The 20,091-nt window shown below is 36.6% G+C and carries 21 protein-coding genes; 7 read left to right on the forward strand and 14 right to left on the reverse strand.

Features of this window, described 5'->3' with window-relative positions:
• Window positions 1-61 precede the first annotated feature (61 nt).
• Entirely contained in the window at window positions 62-1,105 is a 1,044-nt protein-coding gene (rlmN, locus tag QWY87_RS02565; protein ID WP_290287841.1) for a dual-specificity RNA methyltransferase RlmN, read from the forward strand.
• Here rlmN and QWY87_RS02570 read toward each other — a convergent pair.
• The 6 genes from QWY87_RS02570 to QWY87_RS02595 form a co-directional block, all read right to left on the reverse strand.
• Window positions 1,102-1,866, reverse strand: coding sequence for an exodeoxyribonuclease III (locus QWY87_RS02570; RefSeq protein WP_290287842.1), 765 nt, complete (start codon window positions 1,864-1,866; stop codon window positions 1,102-1,104). The genes rlmN and QWY87_RS02570 overlap by 4 nt on opposite strands.
• A 51-nt stretch (window positions 1,867-1,917) precedes the next feature.
• Window positions 1,918-3,735 (reverse strand): AMP-binding protein, encoded by a 1,818-nt coding sequence (locus QWY87_RS02575; RefSeq protein WP_290287843.1) that lies wholly within the window; start codon window positions 3,733-3,735, stop codon window positions 1,918-1,920.
• Between the two features lie 4 nt (window positions 3,736-3,739).
• Entirely contained in the window at window positions 3,740-6,037 is a 2,298-nt protein-coding gene (locus tag QWY87_RS02580) for a penicillin-binding protein 1A (protein WP_290287844.1), read from the reverse strand.
• Window positions 6,037-6,540 carry a gliding motility lipoprotein GldH gene (locus tag QWY87_RS02585; RefSeq protein ID WP_290287845.1) on the reverse strand — a complete coding sequence of 168 codons (504 nt, stop codon included), beginning with the start codon at window positions 6,538-6,540 and terminating at the stop codon, window positions 6,037-6,039. Before QWY87_RS02585 ends, QWY87_RS02580 begins: the two co-directional genes overlap by 1 nt.
• A 14-nt stretch (window positions 6,541-6,554) precedes the next feature.
• Window positions 6,555-7,742, reverse strand: coding sequence for a PSP1 domain-containing protein (locus QWY87_RS02590; protein ID WP_290287847.1), 1,188 nt, complete (start codon window positions 7,740-7,742; stop codon window positions 6,555-6,557).
• Between the two features lie 185 nt (window positions 7,743-7,927).
• Window positions 7,928-8,158 (reverse strand): ferredoxin, encoded by a 231-nt coding sequence (locus QWY87_RS02595; RefSeq protein ID WP_290287848.1) that lies wholly within the window; start codon window positions 8,156-8,158, stop codon window positions 7,928-7,930.
• A gap of 177 nt (window positions 8,159-8,335) precedes the next feature.
• Between QWY87_RS02595 and QWY87_RS02600 the strand changes: the two genes are divergently transcribed.
• On the forward strand, window positions 8,336-9,502 hold the full coding sequence (locus QWY87_RS02600) for a DNA polymerase III subunit (protein WP_290287851.1): 1,167 nt from the start codon (window positions 8,336-8,338) through the stop codon (window positions 9,500-9,502).
• Between the two features lies 1 nt (window position 9,503).
• Here QWY87_RS02600 and trhA read toward each other — a convergent pair whose 3' ends face one another.
• Entirely contained in the window at window positions 9,504-10,154 is a 651-nt protein-coding gene (trhA, locus tag QWY87_RS02605) for a PAQR family membrane homeostasis protein TrhA (protein WP_290287854.1), read from the reverse strand.
• A 115-nt stretch (window positions 10,155-10,269) separates the two neighbouring features.
• Here trhA and QWY87_RS02610 point away from each other — a divergent pair, with 115 nt between their 5' ends.
• The 3 genes from QWY87_RS02610 (at window position 10,270) to QWY87_RS02620 (ending at window position 12,008) form a co-directional block, all read left to right on the forward strand.
• Complete coding sequence (locus tag QWY87_RS02610) at window positions 10,270-10,512, forward strand: GlsB/YeaQ/YmgE family stress response membrane protein (protein ID WP_290287856.1); 243 nt, start codon at window positions 10,270-10,272, stop codon at window positions 10,510-10,512.
• Between the two features lie 114 nt (window positions 10,513-10,626).
• Window positions 10,627-11,595, forward strand: coding sequence for a tryptophan--tRNA ligase (gene trpS, locus QWY87_RS02615; RefSeq protein ID WP_290287859.1), 969 nt, complete (start codon window positions 10,627-10,629; stop codon window positions 11,593-11,595).
• A 29-nt stretch (window positions 11,596-11,624) separates the two neighbouring features.
• On the forward strand, window positions 11,625-12,008 hold the full coding sequence (locus tag QWY87_RS02620; protein ID WP_290287861.1) for a RidA family protein: 384 nt from the start codon (window positions 11,625-11,627) through the stop codon (window positions 12,006-12,008).
• A gap of 25 nt (window positions 12,009-12,033) precedes the next feature.
• On the opposite strand, the gene QWY87_RS02625 is transcribed toward QWY87_RS02620, so the two are convergent.
• From QWY87_RS02625 to QWY87_RS02655, 7 genes are all read right to left on the reverse strand, one after another.
• Complete coding sequence (locus QWY87_RS02625; protein WP_290287863.1) at window positions 12,034-13,368, reverse strand: alpha-L-fucosidase; 1,335 nt, start codon at window positions 13,366-13,368, stop codon at window positions 12,034-12,036.
• Window positions 13,369-13,400: 32 nt separating this feature from the next.
• On the reverse strand, window positions 13,401-14,438 hold the full coding sequence (locus QWY87_RS02630; RefSeq protein ID WP_290287866.1) for an aldo/keto reductase: 1,038 nt from the start codon (window positions 14,436-14,438) through the stop codon (window positions 13,401-13,403).
• A gap of 108 nt (window positions 14,439-14,546) precedes the next feature.
• Complete coding sequence (locus QWY87_RS02635; protein WP_290287868.1) at window positions 14,547-15,734, reverse strand: phosphoglycerate kinase; 1,188 nt, start codon at window positions 15,732-15,734, stop codon at window positions 14,547-14,549.
• 258 nt (window positions 15,735-15,992) lie between these two features.
• The gene (locus tag QWY87_RS02640) at window positions 15,993-17,258 is read right to left on the reverse strand and encodes a carboxypeptidase-like regulatory domain-containing protein (protein WP_290287871.1); all 1,266 of its coding nucleotides are present in this window, start codon (window positions 17,256-17,258) and stop codon (window positions 15,993-15,995) included.
• 78 nt (window positions 17,259-17,336) lie between these two features.
• Window positions 17,337-17,687, reverse strand: coding sequence for a hypothetical protein (locus tag QWY87_RS02645; RefSeq protein WP_290287872.1), 351 nt, complete (start codon window positions 17,685-17,687; stop codon window positions 17,337-17,339).
• Window positions 17,688-17,697: 10 nt separating this feature from the next.
• Window positions 17,698-18,162 (reverse strand): YybH family protein, encoded by a 465-nt coding sequence (locus QWY87_RS02650; protein ID WP_290287873.1) that lies wholly within the window; start codon window positions 18,160-18,162, stop codon window positions 17,698-17,700.
• A gap of 42 nt (window positions 18,163-18,204) precedes the next feature.
• Window positions 18,205-19,002 carry a hypothetical protein gene (locus QWY87_RS02655; RefSeq protein ID WP_290287875.1) on the reverse strand — a complete coding sequence of 266 codons (798 nt, stop codon included), beginning with the start codon at window positions 19,000-19,002 and terminating at the stop codon, window positions 18,205-18,207.
• Window positions 19,003-19,219: 217 nt separating this feature from the next.
• Here QWY87_RS02655 and QWY87_RS02660 point away from each other — a divergent pair, with 217 nt between their 5' ends.
• Window positions 19,220-19,558, forward strand: a complete 339-nt coding sequence (locus QWY87_RS02660; RefSeq protein WP_290287877.1) for a single-stranded DNA-binding protein — start codon at window positions 19,220-19,222, stop codon at window positions 19,556-19,558.
• A 97-nt stretch (window positions 19,559-19,655) separates the two neighbouring features.
• Entirely contained in the window at window positions 19,656-20,078 is a 423-nt protein-coding gene (locus QWY87_RS02665) for a secondary thiamine-phosphate synthase enzyme YjbQ (protein WP_290287880.1), read from the forward strand.
• The last annotated feature ends 13 nt before the right edge of the window (window positions 20,079-20,091 follow it).

The raw sequence follows: 20,091 nt of genomic DNA on the forward strand, positions 1-20,091 counted from the left end.
ACTGAATTAAGCGTCCGCTCGACCATTATCAGATTGGTTGTCGGACGTTTTTTTATACCCTATGAGTGAAAAAAAAGACATAAGATCCCTTTCAAAAGAAGACCTTAGAGAATTCTTTCTTGAACATGACCAGAAAGCCTTTAGAGGTAATCAGGTGTATGAATGGTTATGGCATAAAGGGGCGCATGACTTTGACAGCATGACCAACATCTCAAAAGAGACAAGGCAATTTTTAGAAGATCATTTTGTAATCAATCATATTGAGGTTGATGATATGCAGCAGTCTTCAGATGGGACCATCAAAAATGCGATCAAGTTGCATGACGGTCTTATCGTTGAGTCTGTTTTTATCCCAACACCAACAAGAACTACCGCCTGTGTATCCAGCCAGGTAGGTTGTAGCTTGAATTGTACTTTTTGCGCAACGGCAAGATTAAAGAAAATGCGGAATTTGAATCCGGATGAAATTTATGACCAGGTAGTTGCAATTGACAGACAGAGCAGGGTTTATAAAGGACATAAATTGAATAATATTGTCTTTATGGGAATGGGTGAACCATTGCTAAATTATAAGAATGTATTGAAGTCAATTGAAATGATTACTTCAGATGAAGGGCTGGGAATGTCTCCCCGGAGAATTACGCTTTCTACTGTTGGGCTGCATAAAATGATCATGAAACTGGCTGATGATGAAGTCAAATTTAACTTGGCGGTATCATTGCATTCTGCTATTAACGAAGTAAGGTCTAAAATGATGCCTATCAATGATAAATCTACTTTAGAAGATTTACTTCATTCACTTCAATACTGGTATGCCAAGACGAATAAGGTAATCACTTTTGAGTATGTTGTTTGGAAGGGAATTAATGACAAGAAAAAGGATATTGATGCCTTGGTGGCTTATTGTAAGAAAGTCCCTTCAAAAGTGAATCTGATAGAATATAACGCGATTGAAGAAGATGGTTTTGAACAGGCAGATCCTGCAGCAATAGCTTATTACCAAAGAGAGCTTGAACGGAATCAAATTACTGTCAATATCAGACACAGTCGCGGTAAAGACATTGATGCCGCCTGTGGTCAGCTCGCCAATAAAACAACAGTTTAGAATTTAAACTCCACACCAATCGGGCAATGGTCACTATGTTTGGCTTCAGGAAGTATAAAAGCACGTTCAATCTTTGCCTCTAATGGCTCACTAGCCATACAATAGTCTATTCTCCAACCCTTATTGTTATTCCTGGCATTAGCCCGATAACTCCACCAGCTGTAGTGATGCGGTTCTTTGTTTAAAAACCGAAAAGTATCTATAAAGCCATTGTTTATAAAATCATCAATCCATTTTCGTTCTACAGGAAGAAACCCTGACGTGTTTTTATTTTGTTTAGGATTGTGAATGTCTATGGCCTCATGACAAATATTATAATCCCCACAGATCAATAAATTAGGAATTTCTTTTTTTAGCTCATTGACATATTCCTGAAATTCAGCCATATAGTTCAGCTTGAAATCCAACCTGGCATCATTAGTTCCTGAAGGTAAATACAAGCTCATCACAGAGACATCATCAAAGTCTAAACGCAGATTTCTACCTTCAAAATCCATAGTTTCAATACCAGTGCCATAAGTGACTTTATTTGGTTCTGTTTTTGACAATACTGCAACGCCGCTATAGCCCTTTTTTTCTGCTGAAAACCAATAATTATATTGATATCCAGCATCCTCAAATAACTGAAGGTCTAATTGTTCTTTCTGAGCTTTGGTTTCCTGAATACAGATCACATCAGGATTTGCAGCTTTTAACCAGTCTAAAAAACCTTTTTTTATGGCGGCACGGATGCCATTGACATTATATGATATTACTTTCATAAATTTAATTTTGATGTTCGTAAAGATCGTAAAAAAAACAAGACATAGATCTTAGGTTTCCAAGTAGAGATCTCTTAATTTTCTGCGCATTACCTTACCGGAAGCGGTGCGAGGTAGTTGGTCAATTTCAACAAGTTTTTCAACTTTGAACAAGGGGTTGAGCCTTTCTCTAATAATAAGTTTGGCCATTTTTAACTGTGCGTCCATGGTTAAATCACTCGGAATTAAAATGACATAAATGACCAGCTGAGAAGGTCCGCCATTTTTGGGTGAAATGGCTATAGCTGCACTTTCTTTTATAAATTCGAGTTGGTTGATTACTTCCTCGATCTGAACTGAGCTCACTTTTATCCCGCCGAGATTCATGGCATCATCAGCTCTTCCTTGCGCCTTATAATAACCATTCTCTAATTGAATTAACTCATCACCATGTTTTCGTAACACCTTGTTCTGATAAGTCGGATTATCTTTGAAATACACTTCGTGATGGTCTCTGTTCAGAAGTGAATTTGAAAGGCCCATAATTGGTGGAATCAAGAACATTTCGCCTTGATTCGTAAGATCTCCATTTTCATCTAAAAGAACAAACTCACCGCCAAGTGCCTGACTTGAAAAGGTACTGACAATATTGTCTTGAACAACAGTACTGGTAACATAGCCTCCACCGATTTCAGTTCCACCACAATACTCAATTATAGGTTTGTTGTTGGCTAATTGCATTAAATATTCCATTTCTTCAGGGTTTGAAGCTTCACCTGTAGAACTAAAGCACTTGATCTTTGACCAATCAAATGCTTCCATACTTTCAGTAATTTTCCATTGCCTTACGATACTGGGAACAAGTCCTAGCATGGTAACACCTGCGTCTTGTACAAAAGATCCAAATTCACTTCCCATGGGGGCTCCGTAATACAAGGCCATTGTTCCTTTATTGATCAGACTGGCAAAAATAAGCCATGGCCCCATCATCCAACCCAAATTGGTGGGCCAGCAGACTACGTCGTTTTGTTGAATATTATGATGATAATAGCCATCTGAAGCGCATTTTATGGGTGTATTATGTGTCCAGGGAATGGCTTTCGGCTCACCGGTAGTACCGGATGAAAAAAGCACTGTTATGGTATCTTCAGGATTTTGAATTCTGGTTTGGAAGGCATCATTCTCTGAAAGAAAATCATTGAAATAGAGATCGTCTTCTCTTAGGGGCACTGTATCCAAATCTTCACTTATAACCACAATGGGAGAAAGCGCATGTGCTTCAAGCAGTTTTTTATAAAGTGGAAGTTTTTTCCCCACCCTGCTAATTACATCTTGCGTAAAGATTAATTTGGGAGCTGTTATATTTAATCTTACCGCTATTTCGTTAGGGCTAAAACTGTCTGCAATTGTAACTACCGGGATACCTGCTTTAAGGCCTGCCAGGTAAATGGCAACAGCCTCTAAGGTCATTGGCATGTCAATAGCGATTCTGTCTCCTGGCTTCAATCCGAAATCACTCAGGCTATTGGCAATTCTATTTACATATTTTTTGAGGGCTTTTTGACTTATTTTTTCTATCGATTTACCTTCTTTTTGGTAAATGATGGCAATAGCATCATCATCATTTTGAAAGCAGGAATCAACAATATTAAAGGCAGCTCCTTTTAGCCAGGCAGCGTGTTCAACCCCTTTGGAAATATCCAAGACGGTATCATATTCTTTATAAAAATCAATGCCAAGGTTTTTGATGGTCTGATCCCAGAAGTCTTCCTTTTTGCTTGCTGACCATTTCCAAAAATCATCATAGGTATCAAAATTGTTCTTCAGCATCATCTTATAGATGTTGCTGCTTTTCAAGACTTCATCTTTTGGATACCAGGAAGCAGTCATAATTTTAGAAATCTATTTCTTCATTCAAATCGGGCTTTTGCTCTTCGTCACCATCTTGCTTCTCGTCTCTTTCTTGATCACAATCAACACTAATCGTTAGATTTTCAGGTACTTCAAATTCTTCCGTACTGATGCCTAAATCTTCGTCAGTATAATTCTTTTTCATGTAAAGTGCCCATATGGGTAATGCCATTGTTGCTCCCTGACCTCTTGTAAGGTCAGCAAAATGAACCGCACGATCTTCGGCGCCAACCCAAACTCCGGTTGATAAATTAGGAACAAGGCCGATAAACCAACCGTCAGATTGATTTTGTGTAGTCCCTGTTTTACCCGCAATAGGATTGTTAAATTGATATGGATATCCTGTTACAACTTTATCCGGATATTTTCCTCCCGAAGTTCTTAAGCGAACACCTGATCCGTATCTTGTAACACCTTCCATCAAATTAATAGTTGTATAGGCTATGCTTTCGCTTAAAACCTCTTTCGTTTCGGGCATGAATTCTTCAAGGATGGTTCCGTTTTTATCTTCGATTCTCAGAATCATCATCGGTTTGACATACATTCCTTTATTAGCGAAGGTGTTTAGTGCCCCGATCATTTCATAAAGACTTAAATCTACTGTTCCTAAGGCTACTGACGGAACTGCAGGGATATCGGTTTCAACCCCTAGATTTTTTGCCATCCTAACCACATTTTGAGGTGTAGTTTGGTCAATAAGATTTGCCGAGATTACATTAATAGAGTTGGCCAATGCATTTTTTAAAGTTCTCAAACCTCCGTATTCATCTCCAGAATTTCTCGGTGTCCAATCTTCATCAAGATGGTATTTACCGGCTGGAATTGTATAGGGTGTATTCGGAAATTCATCGCAAGGAGAAAGCCCTAGTTGATTTATGGCTGTTGCATATACAAAGGGTTTGAAAGTTGATCCAACTTGTCTTTTCCCTTGTTTTACATGGTCATATTGAAAATATTTATAATTGATTCCGCCAACCCAGGCTTTAACGTGACCAGTTGTTGGGTCAGTTGATAGCACACCTGCCTGCAGGATAGATTTATTGTGTCTGATTGAATCATATGGGGTTAAAACAGTGTCAATAGCACCTTTCCATGAAAATATTTTCATGGGAGTTTCAACATAAAATGAGGCTTTGATTTCTTTCTCAGAGGCACCGTTCTTTTTCATTTTCCTCCAACGATCACTTCTTTTCATTGCAGAAAGCATGGTACTTTCAATCTGCTCTTTTTCAAGATCGTAAAAGGGTGCAGTTTTGTTCTTCTTTTGTTGTTTGAAAAAGACTCTTTGCAGGTTGGCCATATGTTCACTCATCGCCTCTTCGGCATTCTTTTGAAGCCTTGAATCAAGGGTAACATAAATTTTTAATCCGTCTCGATAAATATTATAGCTCTCACCATTGGTCTTTGGATTTTCTTTCATCCATTTCCTCATAAATTCACGAACATATTCTCTGAAATACGTTGCTGTGCCATCACTGTGTCCTTCCAGGTTGATATCAAGTTCAAGAGGTAGTTTTTGAAGAGAATCTTTTACCTGTTCAGTCAAAAATTCATTTCTAACCATTTGACCCAAAACAACATTTCTTCTATTGGTCACCAATTCTTCCCTACGCATCGGATTGTATAAAGATGAATTCTTTAACATACCAACCAACATGGCCGATTGGTCAATACTTAGCTCATAAGGTTCCTTTCCAAAATAAATCCTACTGGCAGATCTAATTCCCACGGCAGCATGCCCAAAGTCGTACTTGTTCAGGTACATGGTAATGATCTCATTCTTGGTATATTGCTTCTCCAATCTAAGTGAGATAACATATTCCTTTACTTTCTGAATTAATCTTTTTCCGATGTTACCAGATGCCGTTTTAGTAAACAACATTTTCGCTAACTGTTGGGTAATGGTGCTCGCACCGCCATCTCTTCCAAGCTTCACTGCAGCTCTTGCCGTACCCTGAAAATCTATTCCAGAATGCTCGTAGAACCGTTCATCTTCAGTAGCAATAAGTGCCTCGATAAGGTTATCCGGCAGTTCGCTAAATTTAACAGGAGTTCTGTTCTCTCTGTAGTATTTACCTAAAGTTTCGCCATCAATTGATATGACTTCAGTAGCGAGATTATTTTCGGGGTTTTCAAGTTCCTCAAAAGTAGGAAGTGTTCCAAAAACATCTAATGCAGCGAGCATAAAAACTATAAACAATGCGACTAAGCCGCCTAGGAACAATCTCCAAATCCATTTGGAGAATTTACTCATACCTTGTTTTTGACTTTTTTGAGCCATTAATCTAATTTTTCAATTTGTAATCCGACATCTGTGATTCCGTTTAATGAAGTTAGGCCTTCAATATCACGCGTTTTTCGCATGGCTTGTTGCACAGATATATCATAATCTCCAACTAAAGAGAATGTCACATTCGTTTTATATTCCAATTTATTTTCCTTGATATCAGTCATTCCTGATCCAAGAAACCTACCTTCTGCACTTGTCATTTCATACTCCAGGGTGTCTACAATCTGGTAGTTATTCGGAAATTTTATACCAACGATCAGAAACAGGTTACTAAACTCGTAATCCTTGTTGTTTCTAAGCGTGACATATAGATTGTTTTTAGCAATCGTATCAGTAGAATTAACGGTGAAATTGATAATAGAATCTTTGTGCCATTGACTATACTCAATTGGCTTGTATTGATTGTAGATTATATTATTCGTGCAAGACATGGTATAATTCATAACGATAAAAGCTAAAAATATTTTAATTAAGCCAATACCTTTCTTCTTCATCTGAATAGTCATTATTAATTGTTCTTTTTTTGAAGATTTTTTCTGTTGTTTTTAGAATTACGGTTGCGGTTATTGTTGTTTCTTTTTCTCTTCTTTTTGAATTTTGGTTTGTCAAACCTCGTAAGGCTATCCTGACCAACAACATCCGTAAAGTTTGATGCCTCTATGCTTTCAAATTCAAGTTCTGATTCATATTCTTCTAAACTTGTAGCCTTTTTGTTCTCTTTATTCAGGTCAATGATCTGATTGGTTTGTTCAACAGTAAGTTTATGCCAGCTAATAGGGTTTTCTTTATAAGCATACCATATCCAACCTTTGAAAATATCCATTTTTTGAAAAACAGCAGGTCCCTTTTCTGTCTGAAGCCAAACGTTTGCTTTCGGGAAGGATTTTAAGGAATCCATATATGAATCCAATTCATAGTTCAGACAACATTTGAGTTTTCCACATTGTCCGGCTAATTTCTGAGGATTTAGAGAAAGCTGCTGGTAACGGGCAGCAGAAGTACTAACTGATCTAAAATCAGTTAACCAAGTGGAACAGCATAACTCTCTTCCACAAGAACCAATTCCTCCTAGGCGAGCCGCTTCTTGTCGAAGCCCAACTTGTTTCATTTCAACTCTAAGGCTAAAAGTTCCGGCAAGCTCTCGTATTAATTGACGAAAATCAACTCTGTCGTCGGCTGTATAGTAGAAGGTGGCTTTATTTCCATCTCCTTGGTATTCTACATCTGAGAGTTTCATTTTTAAGCCTAATCTGCTAATGATCAAGCGCGATTTTCTTTGAACTTCTTTCTCTTTATTTCTGGCAGTCGTCCAGATTTCAATATCTTTTTGAGTGGCTTTTCTATAAATCTGTTTGATGTCTTCGCTGGTTTGCGGAATCCTTTTTTTACGCATTTGAACTTTCACAAGTTCTCCTGTAAGGGATACAACACCTATATCGTGACCTGGAGAAGTTTCAACAGCAATCACTTCACCAATACAAATTTGAATTTCTTTGGTGTTTCTAAAATAACCCTTTCTTCCATTTTTGAATCTAACTTCAGCAATGTCAAAAGGTTTTTGACCATTTGGGAGTGACATGTTTGAAAGCCAGTCAAAAACGTTCATTTTATCGCAACTCCCGGATGCGCAAGCGCCATTGCTTTTGCAACCCAAGGGTAATCCATCTATAGAGGATGAGCACGAAGTACAGCCCATAGTATTTATATATTTTGAATCGAGAATTACTATTTACCTGATTTAGAATCATTTCAATTATCATAAATTCCTTAGTCCAAAGCAATTCTGACAGGTAAAAACTCAATATAAGTTCGAAAAATTTAGGTAAATATACTCATTAATGATAAACTATAAACATGCCTAAAGATTATTAGCAGCAAGCCTTATTTTTCTTTGACGCTAATGATGTTAACGGGGCAGGCTTCTTTAGCTTTGATAGCATCTTCAAGAATTGACATATCGGGTGATTTAATAGTAAAAAACCCCTTTTTGTCATTTGAGTGCAGTAATACTGACTTCCCATCTTTTTTAGACATTTGGAATTGTTTTGGAGCCAGCTCCACACAATAATTACAACCGATACATTTTTTTCTCTGTAAAGTAATAATAACCATGGGATGAATTTGCTGTTGAAAGAAGGATACGATTATTCTGCGTTTTTGTATCCTAGCCTTAATTTGATTTTTTGCAAAAATAGGTTTTTTTGAACAATCACTGTAATTGAAAATAGTGAGTCTTTCTAAGCGTAAATCCTAAGTTTTTGTTTTCTTTGTAAACTAAGATTAATAAGGATGCTTTTTTCAGACATCATTGGGCAAGAACATATCAAACATCATTTGGTAAGAACAGTTGAGAATTCAAGAATTCCTCATGCTCAGTTATTTATTGCACCTACAGGAAGTGGAGCGCTGCCCTTGGCAATTGCCTATGCCCAATATATTCTCTGCCAAAATAAAGGAGGAGAGAATGATAACGGGAATGCTTCTTGTAATTTGAAGTTTGACAAACTCATGCATCCTGATTTACATTTTGCTTTTCCTGTAACGACTAATGAAAAAGTAAAAAAACATCCAACCAGTAATTCTTTTTTGGAAGAATGGAGACAATTTGTTCATGAAACGCCTTATGGTAGCTTGTTTAACTGGTATCAGCTTTTGGGGATAGAGAACAAACAAGGCCAGATAGGGGTGGATGAAGCAGAAGAGATCGTTAAGAAATTGATTCTGAAACCCTATGAAGGCGGGTTCAAAGTGATGATCATTTGGATGGCAGATAAAATGAATGCATCGGCATCCAATAAGTTATTGAAACTGATAGAAGAACCACCAGAAAAAACCTTGTTTTTACTCATAGCAGAGAATGAGGAGCTCATCATAAAGACCATATTGTCTAGGTGTCAGGTACTTCATATACAGGCTTTAACGGAACAAAGCATTATTGATAAACTGATGAAGAACCATGAGCTTGATGAAAATCAAGCCATAAAAATAGCACATCAGTCTAATGGGAACTGGAATAAGGCTTTACATTTATTGAGACATGACGATAATGAATTGATCTTTGAAAAGTGGTTCATAACATGGGTAAGGTCTGCCTTTAGAGCCAAAGGAGATGCCAGTGTAGTTCAGGACCTAATCAAGTGGAGTGAAGAAATAGCGAAGACGGGTAGAGAGACTCAAAAGAGATTTTTAAAGTATTGCTCTCACTTTTTTAGACAGGCCATGCTCACAAATTACAATGCCAGATCTCTCGTGTTCTTTGAGTCACAAGAAAATAATTTTGATTTAGAAAAATTTGCTCCTTTTGTTCATGGGGCTAATATTGAGGACATCAATCAAGCCATTGAAGATGCCATATATCATATTGAAAGAAACGGAAATGCCAAGATCATTCTTCTTGATCTTTCTATGCAGTTGACAAGATACCTTCATCAAAAAGAAGAGAAGGAAGAGAAGTAATTTAACGCTCAGGCAATACGTATAGAAATATTGCCATAAAATGACAAAAACTTCCTAATAGTACAAAGACATGGAAAATGGCATGGTTGAATCGTATGCCTTTATAACTGTAAAAAAAGGCACCAATACTATAAGCCAAACCTCCACAAAGCAACCAAATCAAACCTGGGGTAGGAAAGTTTTCGATCAATGGTTTAACCGCGAAGATGATTACCCAACCCATTAAAACATAGGCAATAGTTGAAATCTTATCGTATTTGCCAAAATAGAATACTTTAAATATAATACCAGCAATGGCCAGGCCCCATGAAATTCCGAAGATGGTCCAACCAACCCAACCTTTTAAAACTACCAAGGTAAAAGGGGTATAGGTTCCTGCTATAAGGACATAAATAGCTGAATGGTCAAGAATGTTTAGTTTATGACGTAATTTTGGATTTTTTGCATAATGATATAGGGTTGAAGCAGCGTATAAAACGATGAGGCTGCTTCCAAAAATGGCAAAACTTGTGATATGTCTGGCAGTACCGTATTTAGAGGCTGAAACAATCAATATGACCAAGGCAGCAATACTTAATATGAATCCAATTCCATGGGTGATAACGTTCAGTGTTTCTTCCCTGCTCTCATAAAAAGTGCTCTTGTTTTCCATAGAATTCAAAATTACTAAAATTGCCCTTACTGCATGTTTTATATTGATTTAATTATCACTCACATTAGATTTTTTAGTTAAATTTATTGGATATTAACCAATTAAACTTTTCATTATGAGCTTTATTTATTTTATAATTATTGGCGCCATTGCTGGGTGGCTGGCCGGAAAAATCATGAAAGGCGGCGGATTTGGCCTTGTTATGAATATGGTACTGGGAATTATTGGAGGTGTTGTTGGTGGCTGGGTTTTCAGTATTTTAGGTCTTAGTACAGATGGAGGAACGATAGGGTCATTGGTTACATCGGTTGCCGGAGCTGTTTTAATTCTGTACGTGGGGCGCTTGATTAAAAAATAATTCAAAGACATCATATTATCTAATCTTATAATTAGGGTTTAGAAGTTCTGTTATAATCCCTATGATTTAAGGCATATTTCCTTATTTTTGCCATTGAATTTTTAAGAAAGTCAGATGTCAAGAATACTTACAGGAGTTCAAAGTACAGGAACGCCTCATTTAGGAAATTTGCTAGGTGCCATCATTCCTGCGATCAGTATGTCAAAAGATTCGAAAGAGGAATCTTTTTTATTTATTGCTGATCTCCATTCTTTAACTCAAATTAAGGATGCCAAAGAATTGAGACAAAATACATATAGCACAGCTGCTACCTGGTTGGCTTTTGGTGTGGATGTTGAGAAAACTGTTTTTTACAGACAAAGCGATGTGCCGCAAGTCACAGAGTTGTCATGGTATTTAAGTTGTTTTTATCCTTTTCAAAGACTTACTCTTGCCCACAGTTTTAAAGATAAAGCTGACAGACTGGAAGATGTGAATTCTGGACTTTTTTCTTATCCAATGCTAATGGCGGCTGACATTTTATTGTATGACGCTGATGTAGTGCCGGTTGGAAAAGACCAATTACAGCATCTTGAAATGTCAAGAGATGTTGCCAATAGATTTAACCACCAGATGGGTGATACCTTAGTGCCGCCTCAGGCTAAGATTCAGGAAAACACCATGTATGTACCTGGAACCGATGGCGAAAAAATGAGCAAATCCAAAGGAAATATTATTGACATATTTTTGGCTGATAAGCCTTTGCGGAAACAAATCATGAAGATCAAAACAGATTCTACGCCAATGGAGGATCCTAAGGATCCCGACACTTGTAATCTTTTTGCGCTTTATAAATTAGTTGCTAGCCCAGAACAGATTGAAGAGATGAGAGCGAATTATGAAGGCGGGAATTATGGATACGGACACGCCAAACAGGCTTTTTACGAATTGTTGATTGATAAATTCAAGGTAGAACGTGAAAAATACCACTACTATATGGCGAATTTAGATGAGATAGATGCCGTTCTAAAGCAAGGTGCCGAAAAAGCCCATAACGTGGCAGATACAGTTCTAAAAAGAGTTAGAGAAAAACTAGGGTATTAAAATTTTCCTAAAATCAGCATTGATCAATTATGAAAAGAAAACTCATTAGTTCAGGTTCTTCATTCGAAGAAAAAATTGGCTATTCGAGAGCTGTTGTAGCTGGCAATATGATTTTTGTCTCTGGAACTACCGGCTACGATTATAATACGATGCAAATTTCTGATGACATTGCTGAGCAAACTGAACAATGTATTAAGAATATCGAAAAAGCGCTGCAGGAAGCTGATGCCTCACTTGTGGATATCGTCAGACTAACTTATATACTTCCAAAAGGAAGTGATTTTGAGCAGTGCTGGCCTGTATTGAAGAAATATTTTGGAGGGATAAGACCCGCTGCAACAATGATTTCAGCAGGTTTAGCCGATGATAAAATGAAAATTGAAATAGAGGCAACAGCCATCAAGACCGATTAATATGGTGCTATTGGGTCAATTGGCTTTATTTGAGTTGCATTTCTATAATTGTATCAATAGCTTCTCTCTCTCCTGACGGTACAGAAAAAGTCAATCCAAATTCATTTACAGTGTGTACTACTTTTTTTCCACTGCTGAAGAAGGTCATTTTTTTTATTTTTTCACTAAAATGAGGGATGAGGTAGGTGTCTTTTTGATCATTTAATAAATGTAAATAAACAATCCCGTCTTTTTGAGTAGACACCATAGATGAACTAGGGGCAACAGGCCCTTGTCTTGTGCCGTAAATGCTTGTGCCATGAGTCTTGAGCCAGTCGCCTATGCTCTTCAAGGAGCTGATATGCTCAGCCTGTATCTTTCCATTAGGCATGGGCCCTACATTCAATAATAAATTACTACCATAGCCTGCCGCATTAATCAGGTATTGAATTAACTCTTTGTCTGATTTGTGTTTTTTATCTTGTAGGTTGAATCCCCAGGAACCATTGATCGTTTCACAAACTTCTTTTGGCAAGGCTCCGATATCAGTAGAACTGGTTCCCCAACCTGTAGTGTTTTTTCCAGGAAGGTCTTTTTCAAACATTTGAAAGTCTTCACCTGAAATAGGAGCAATATGATGGTTGTTACCAATAAGACATTGAGGTTGTAAATCATGAATTAAGGTATAGATTTCATCGTAATGCCAATCTACTTTTGCTGCACCAAACTTTTTACCATCCCATTCTTTCTGATCCCAATGACCATCAAACCAGATTCCGGCAATATCGCCGTAATTGGTCAATAATTCAGTAAGCTGGGTTTTCATAAAAGCAATGTATTTATCCCAATCTCCGGTTTCAGCGCGACCCTTTATTCCTGTACCTGTTCTTCCTCTTGGGAAATAATCATCATGACGCCAATCGAGTAAAGAATAGTAAAAGAATAATTTAATACCTTCTTTTTTACAGGCCTCTGACAAAGCCTTTAAAACATCTTTTTTGTAATTGGTCCTTTGAACAATATTGTAATCTGAGGCCTGGGTATCAAACATTGAAAACCCGTCATGATGCCTGCTTGTGATCGTGATATATTTCATTCCCGCTGCTTTGGCCATGGCGACCCACTCTGCAGGATCATATTCAACGGGATTAAAAAAAGCAGGAAGCTTTTCATAACTATCGACGGCAATATTTTGATTATTCATCACCCATTCGCCATCTCCTAAAATACTATAGACACCCCAGTGAATAAACAAGCCAAATTTGGCGTCTTCAAACCATTCTCGGGCTTCGAGGTTTTCGGCCGTTGGGGTATAATTCTCTTGGGAAAAGAGCGGTTTAACATTTAAGAGAATCAATAAGATAATTATAATTGCCCTCATCATTTTAGGATTTATTGGTTAGCTGAAAGAGTTTATGGTGCCGGATTTGGTTGTAAATTCTGAATTTGATCTATTTCTTTTAATAAGTCATCGGATAAGTCAAATTGTATACTGCCGATGTTCTCTTTGAGCTGATCCATAGTTGTAGCACCAATAATGGTGCCGGTTACAAAGGGTCTTTGATTCACAAAAGCAAGGCTTAATTCAGTAAGGCTCATATTGTTTTTACTGGCCAGGTCAGCATAGGCGGCGGTCAGTTGTAAAGCCTGTGGATTGCTGTATCTTGAGTAGTTTGGAAAAAGTTTTAATCGCGATTTTTCAGGTAGATTTCCATTCAGGTATTTTCCTGATAAAACGCCAAAGGCCAGCGGGGAATAAGCCAATAGCCCGATTTGTTCTCTAAGAGCCACTTCAGCAAGATTAATTTCAAAAGTTCTGTTCAGCAAAGAATAAGGGTTCTGAATTGTTTTACAAGTAGTCAAATTATTGTTGTTACTTTCTGCCACTTGTCTCATAACACCCCATGAAGTTTCATTTGAAACCCCATAATGTCTGATTTTACCTTCTTTAACAAGACCATCAAGTGTTTCAATGACCTCTTTAAAATTATCGATCCATTTTTCATTTGGGTTATGCGTATAGTTTCTTTGACCAAAAAAATTCACATTTCGTTCTGGCCAATGTAGTTGGTAGACATCTGCATAATCAGTTTGTAATCTTTTCAAACTTTGATCCAGGGCATCGTGAATTACATTTTTTGAAAATCCTAAGTTGGGTCTGAGGTAATTGAAATATTCCATAGGGCCCGTAACCTTTGTTGCGACAACAAAGTCTTCTCTTTTTTGCTCTTTTAACCAAGTACCAAGAATACGTTCTGAACTACCCTGGGTTTCTTTTCTCCCTGGAATTGAATACATTTCAGCTGTATCGAAAAAATTAACACCTTTTTCTTTGGCGTAATCTAATTGTTCGTGCCCTTCTGATTCAGTGTTTTGCTGGCCATAAGTCATGGTGCCCAAGCAGATTTTACTAACTTTTATATCGGTTTGAGGAATCTTAGTATATTTCATAAAATTGTTGAATCTATTGTTTGAATTGACAGTATTATAAAAGAAAAAGGTCTAAAACCGTGATATAGATTTTAGACCTTTAAATTTATGAATTTAAATTGATTTATTTTAATCCAGGATAGCTTGTATTCCAGGTAAGGTTTTACCTTCAAGCATTTCAAGCATCGCTCCACCACCAGTAGAAACGTAACTCACTTTATTGGCAAATCCAAACTGTTTAACCGCCGCAACAGAGTCTCCACCTCCAACAAGAGAGAAAGCACCGTCAGCAGTTGCATCAGCCACAGCATTACCTAATTCTATAGTTCCCTTTGAAAACGCTTTCATTTCAAAAACACCGATCGGGCCATTCCAGAGGATGGTTTTAGATTGTGCAATAACGTAAGAGAAACCAACATTGGTTTTTGGTCCTGCATCAAGACCTTCCCATCCGTCAGGAATATGATAAATATCTACAACTTGTGTATTGGCATCATTACTAAAAGCATCAGCAGCAATAACATCAACTGGTAAATGAACTTTTACTCCTTTTTCCTCTGCTTGTTTTAAGATGCTGAGGGCAAGCTCCATTTTGTCATCTTCGCAGATTGAATTACCAATATCTCCGCCCTGGGCTTTGATAAAAGTAAAACCCATTCCTCCACCAATGATCAAATGATCAATTTTATCAAGAATGTTTTCTATTACAGTAATTTTAGAAGATACTTTTGAGCCCCCTAGAATTGCTGTAACTGGCTTTTCACTAGATCCTAAAACTTTTTCAAGACTTTCAATTTCTTTTGCAAGAAGCAAACCGAAACATTTGTTTTCTGGAAAGAATTCAGCAATGATGGCAGTTGAGGCATGCGCTCTGTGAGCCGTCCCAAATGCGTCATTTATATAAATGTCACCATTCTTACTTAACTTTTCAGCAAACGCTTTATCTCCCGCTTTTTCTTCACTATAAAACCTTAAATTTTCTAATATCAAGACTTCACCATTTTGTAGGTTAGCCACTGCAGCTTCTACATCAGGTCCAATACAGTCATTAACATATTTCACTTGTACGCCAATGATATCGCTTACCTTGTCAACAATGTTTTTTAATGAGAATTTTTGCTCAACGCCTTTTGGTCTGCCCAAATGAGACATCAAGACCGCGCTTCCACCATCTTCAAGTACTTTAAGGATAGTTGGTTTAGCCGCTTCAATTCTGGTTGCATCTGTTACTTGTAATGCTTCGTCAAGAGGCACATTAAAATCTACTCTAATGAGCGCCTTCTTATTCTCAAAGTTAAAATCGTTTACTGTTTTCATCTTTATATATCAGTTGTTTTTTATAGATCAAAAAAGAATATTTACAAAATTTCTCTATGGGTTCTCATCATCATCCTGAATGATTCAGGATCGTTTTTAAAATGGATGACAAATATACTAAAAAGAAGCGCTTTTTGACCTTGGATAATGCAATAATTCAGCTAATTTTTTAGCTATTTAGAAATTAATGTCATTTTTAAATGAATGCTAAATTTACGAATTATTATTGAGCAGTTGTCAAGCTCAGCATTATCAACCTTAGTCTTTGATGATATTTAATTCACCCCATTGGAGATCGATATCATTAAAAACCTGTTCCCCCATGTCTTCCTGTTCATCGAATAAGTGTTCTTCTGCTATTGGAGTAGCTATTGAATCCAGTTGGTTAATAAAAAATACCTGCCCAATATTGATATCAGAATTCTCGTTGGGATCAAAAGTGTGCTTTTTGGTAAGCTTGACTTTAGCGTCCCATCTAAATAATTGAGGGTACCATTTGTCTTTGTATTTTTGATAACTGATAGCAGTTTTAAAAGTAGGGCTTTCTATTTTTAGACCTATTACGAACAATATTGGCTTAACAATGAAAGGGATACTGAATTTACCCTTTTGCTCAATTGAAACGATAGCATAATCTTCTGTATTGATAAGAATTTTACCGGAATCCTTTATATGATCTATTGTTCTCTTGGCTTTAAAATTAATGGTCACCAATCTTTCACCGTTGAGTGACGTTTCATCTCCAAAACTGTATTCGTATTTTTTGAAATGTTTAGGATTTAAATAATTATCTCGATCATTATTGATGTCTAGATCGATTACCGATTCAGGACCTCCCAAATCCATGTCAATGTCACTATCAAATTCGTCTTCATCAAAATCTTCCCCTTTTTTGATCGCTTTCTTTTTTCTTTTTTCCTGCTTTTCTTCAAACCATTCTCTCATGAATTGAAACTGCTGTGGATTCTCTTCGGGTTTATAGAGTAGGAGCTGGTGCTGGTTCTTGGCAGAGTCTCCTGATTTAGGATAATAAGTTTTAAAAACACCTTCTTCTTTGTTAATGACGGCACCATTTTCAATAAATTTTTCTCTGTAATACGCAATTGACTGGTATTCGTTTTGAGGGTAATTCTCAGAAAGTCGATCAAGTGCTTTTTTAATATAATCCAAAGGGTCTTTCTCTGTCAGAATGACTTCATCCAGTACGTTACTACTCGGTGTCATTACGATGTTGAGTTCCCGGTCAATATTACTTACCGGAACTTCATAGCTGTTGAATCCAATAAAACTGATACTAATTGTATCGTTTCTTTTTGATTTTGGGATATAAAAGTCAAAGTCACCATTTTCATTACTAATGGTTCCTATGGGATGATTTTTTAATCTGACTGAAGCGAAAGGCAAGGGTTCATTGTCTTCCCCGTTTATGATTTGCCCGGTAATTACACTATTGTCTTGGGCAAAAACCCCAGGAATAATTGTAAACATTACAAATAGTAGGGCATAGTATGATTTGAATCTCATAAGGTAATTTTCAGATTCGACGAATTAACGAAGGTATTGTTACAAAGTGATAAGTCAGATTAAACTAAATAATCGATATTAAGTCTTTTTGATCAGAAGGAAATAGTCATTGTCTAATTCCAAATAACCCTGATCATATACATAATAATAGACTTTCCCAATTTTAGTCTTATAGATCGATGTGAATAGTGAAAAATCAAAATTGTGGCTATTAAGTGTGTTTCGAATAACCTTACTCTTACCGCTTTTGTTCAGTTCAGTAAGGATTTTATAGTTTTTTTTCAGGCGATTGTTGGTATTTCTGATCAGGTTTTTACTTTCAGTATTGACCTTGTTATTATGTGAATTACGACAATAGTCACTGCAAAACTTTTTATCACTTCTTCCTTGTATTTGCTCTCCGCATTCTAAACATAGTTTTTGTTCCATTTCGTTTAATTTAAGGTAATAATGTATAATGACCATGAGCACATAGCCACGAACCATTTTCTTTAATAAATATTCTAGTTGATTTGCCGCGTGTTGAAAAGTCAACACCATCAGTGCTTCCCTGGTCACTCCAGTAGTAAACAATCCAGGCAACATTTCCTTTAATTGTGACTATCGGATCATGCATTTCAGTCTGGATATTTTCAGATGTCTCGATCCAAGACTTTATACCAGCAACTTCAGCAGTTTTTCCAACTCTCAAAATACTGTCATACTCTCCAAATTGTGTAAAATCTGGATGTACAAATGAGGCGTATTCATTTAAGTCTTCATTTTCTATAGCATCCCACATCGATATAAGCGTTTGTTTTACTGCTTCTTTTTCTGATTCAACAGTTGTTGAATTATCCTGGCAACTGAATAAAAGGATATAACAACTGAGTGTCAAGCCTAATACTATTTTGTTTTTATTCATTGATGAATAGTTTAATATTTGTGATGCTGTGTACTCGCTGCTTTAAAAAACCACACCTTTTGGCAGTACGAACCTGAACAAGCAGATCATCATGATGAGTATGATGAAAGCTTTCCAGGATAGTTGACCAATCGATGCGTTATCAGAAAGTTTTATGTTTTTTATTATTCTTGCGTTTTGCCAAGGGTAAATGAAAATCATTCCACTCATTATGGGATAAATAAAACTGATGATATTTATAAAAGGCAGGTATAAGAATGTAATGATTACGGAACCTATTATAAAAGGAATGATAATTATTCGAAATGAAAATTTAGGGGCATTATCTTCAGGATTGACCCATTCTTTTTTATAGGCAAATTCTAAAAATGGCCGCGTCATTCTGTTGGCAACAAATAAAAGACCAATGGCTGCGAGCAAGGAATATAGAATTTTCAGAGAAATTGGGGTTCCAATGAGCTCATAAGCTTTTCCTATATCACCGATACTAAACAAAGGACCGGTCATGACATAGCCCAAAAAATTATTAAAACCAAGCACGGTTGCCCAGAGCATAAATAGTTGAAGTAAGCCTCTTTTTTTAGTTCTAAAAAACGACCCTCCCATTAAGAACCCTTGGATAAGACTTATTAAAGGGCCAGCCAAAGCGGTTCCGATTTTTTGACTGTTAGTCAGGTTTTCAATAGCAAGATGTTCAACATAATTATGATGCATAATGGGCTCACTACTTGAAAGCCATCCAGAAAAAGCATGGGCAAATTCGTGCACAATAGTCGTAAACATAAAAGCCAATACATAACAAATAGTAGAATGAATGATAATATTTGATTTTTCTGTCATGCAAATTGAGTCAAGGAATAAAAGCTCCAAAGGAGTTGAAAAATAAGTATAAATGTAGTTAAAATTACTCGATTACAAACGACTACATTCATTTACATACGAAAGTAAATGTTTAACAAGACAACCTTTTGATTTTCTCGTCACAAATTTGCAGAAGCGAATCCAGAAAAGTTCGTAAATGTTTAACCCCCTGCATTCAGGGATAATAATTAGTAATATGAATACATTAAGAAACAGAGTACAGTTGATCGGTCATTTAGGAATGAATCCAGAATTAAAGACATTAGAATCAGGAAGGAAATTAGCAAAATTCTCCTTAGCTACAAATGACAGCTATACGAATTCAAATGGTGAGAAAGTAGAGGAGACCGAATGGCATAATATCATTGCATGGAATAAAACAGCCGAACTAGCCGAGTCTTTTCTTGAAAAAGGCAAAGAGGTTGCCATAGAAGGTAAATTAACTACAAGATCATGGGATGATGACAAAGGACAAAAAAGGTATATCACTGAAATAGTTTGCAATGAAATTTTATTTTTAGGAAAAAAGGACTAGTATGGAATTTAAGATCAGGATGAGGGATTGCCCTCATCCTATATTTGCTTACTTTTAAAGGGCTCTAAAACCCATATCAAAATCTAATCTTTCAATTATGAAATCATTTCAAAAGGAAATCAGGTTAAAACCTTATTCTCGCGGATACCATTTAATTACGGATCAAATTTTGGAAAACTGCAGGGAAATACGAGAGATTAAAATAGGCTGGATTCAGGTATTTATAAAACATACCTCAGCGAGTTTGACCATAAATGAAAATGCTGACCCGTCTGTTCGCGTTGATTTTGAAAGCCATATTAATCAAATGGTACCTGAGAACGCTCCGTATTATGTGCATACCTATGAAGGTCCGGATGACATGCCGGCCCATATCAAATCATCGCTGATGGGCGCTTCAGTGCAAATACCTATAACTAATGGCGAATTGAACATGGGTATCTGGCAAGGGATTTACCTATGTGAACACAGAAATCATGGTGGATCAAGAAAATTGGTGGTGACGATTTTAGGGAATTAATACAATTAATTAT

Origin of the sequence: Lutimonas halocynthiae, assembly GCF_030409835.1 — a bacterium.
Lineage (GTDB): Bacteria > Bacteroidota > Bacteroidia > Flavobacteriales > Flavobacteriaceae > Lutimonas > Lutimonas halocynthiae.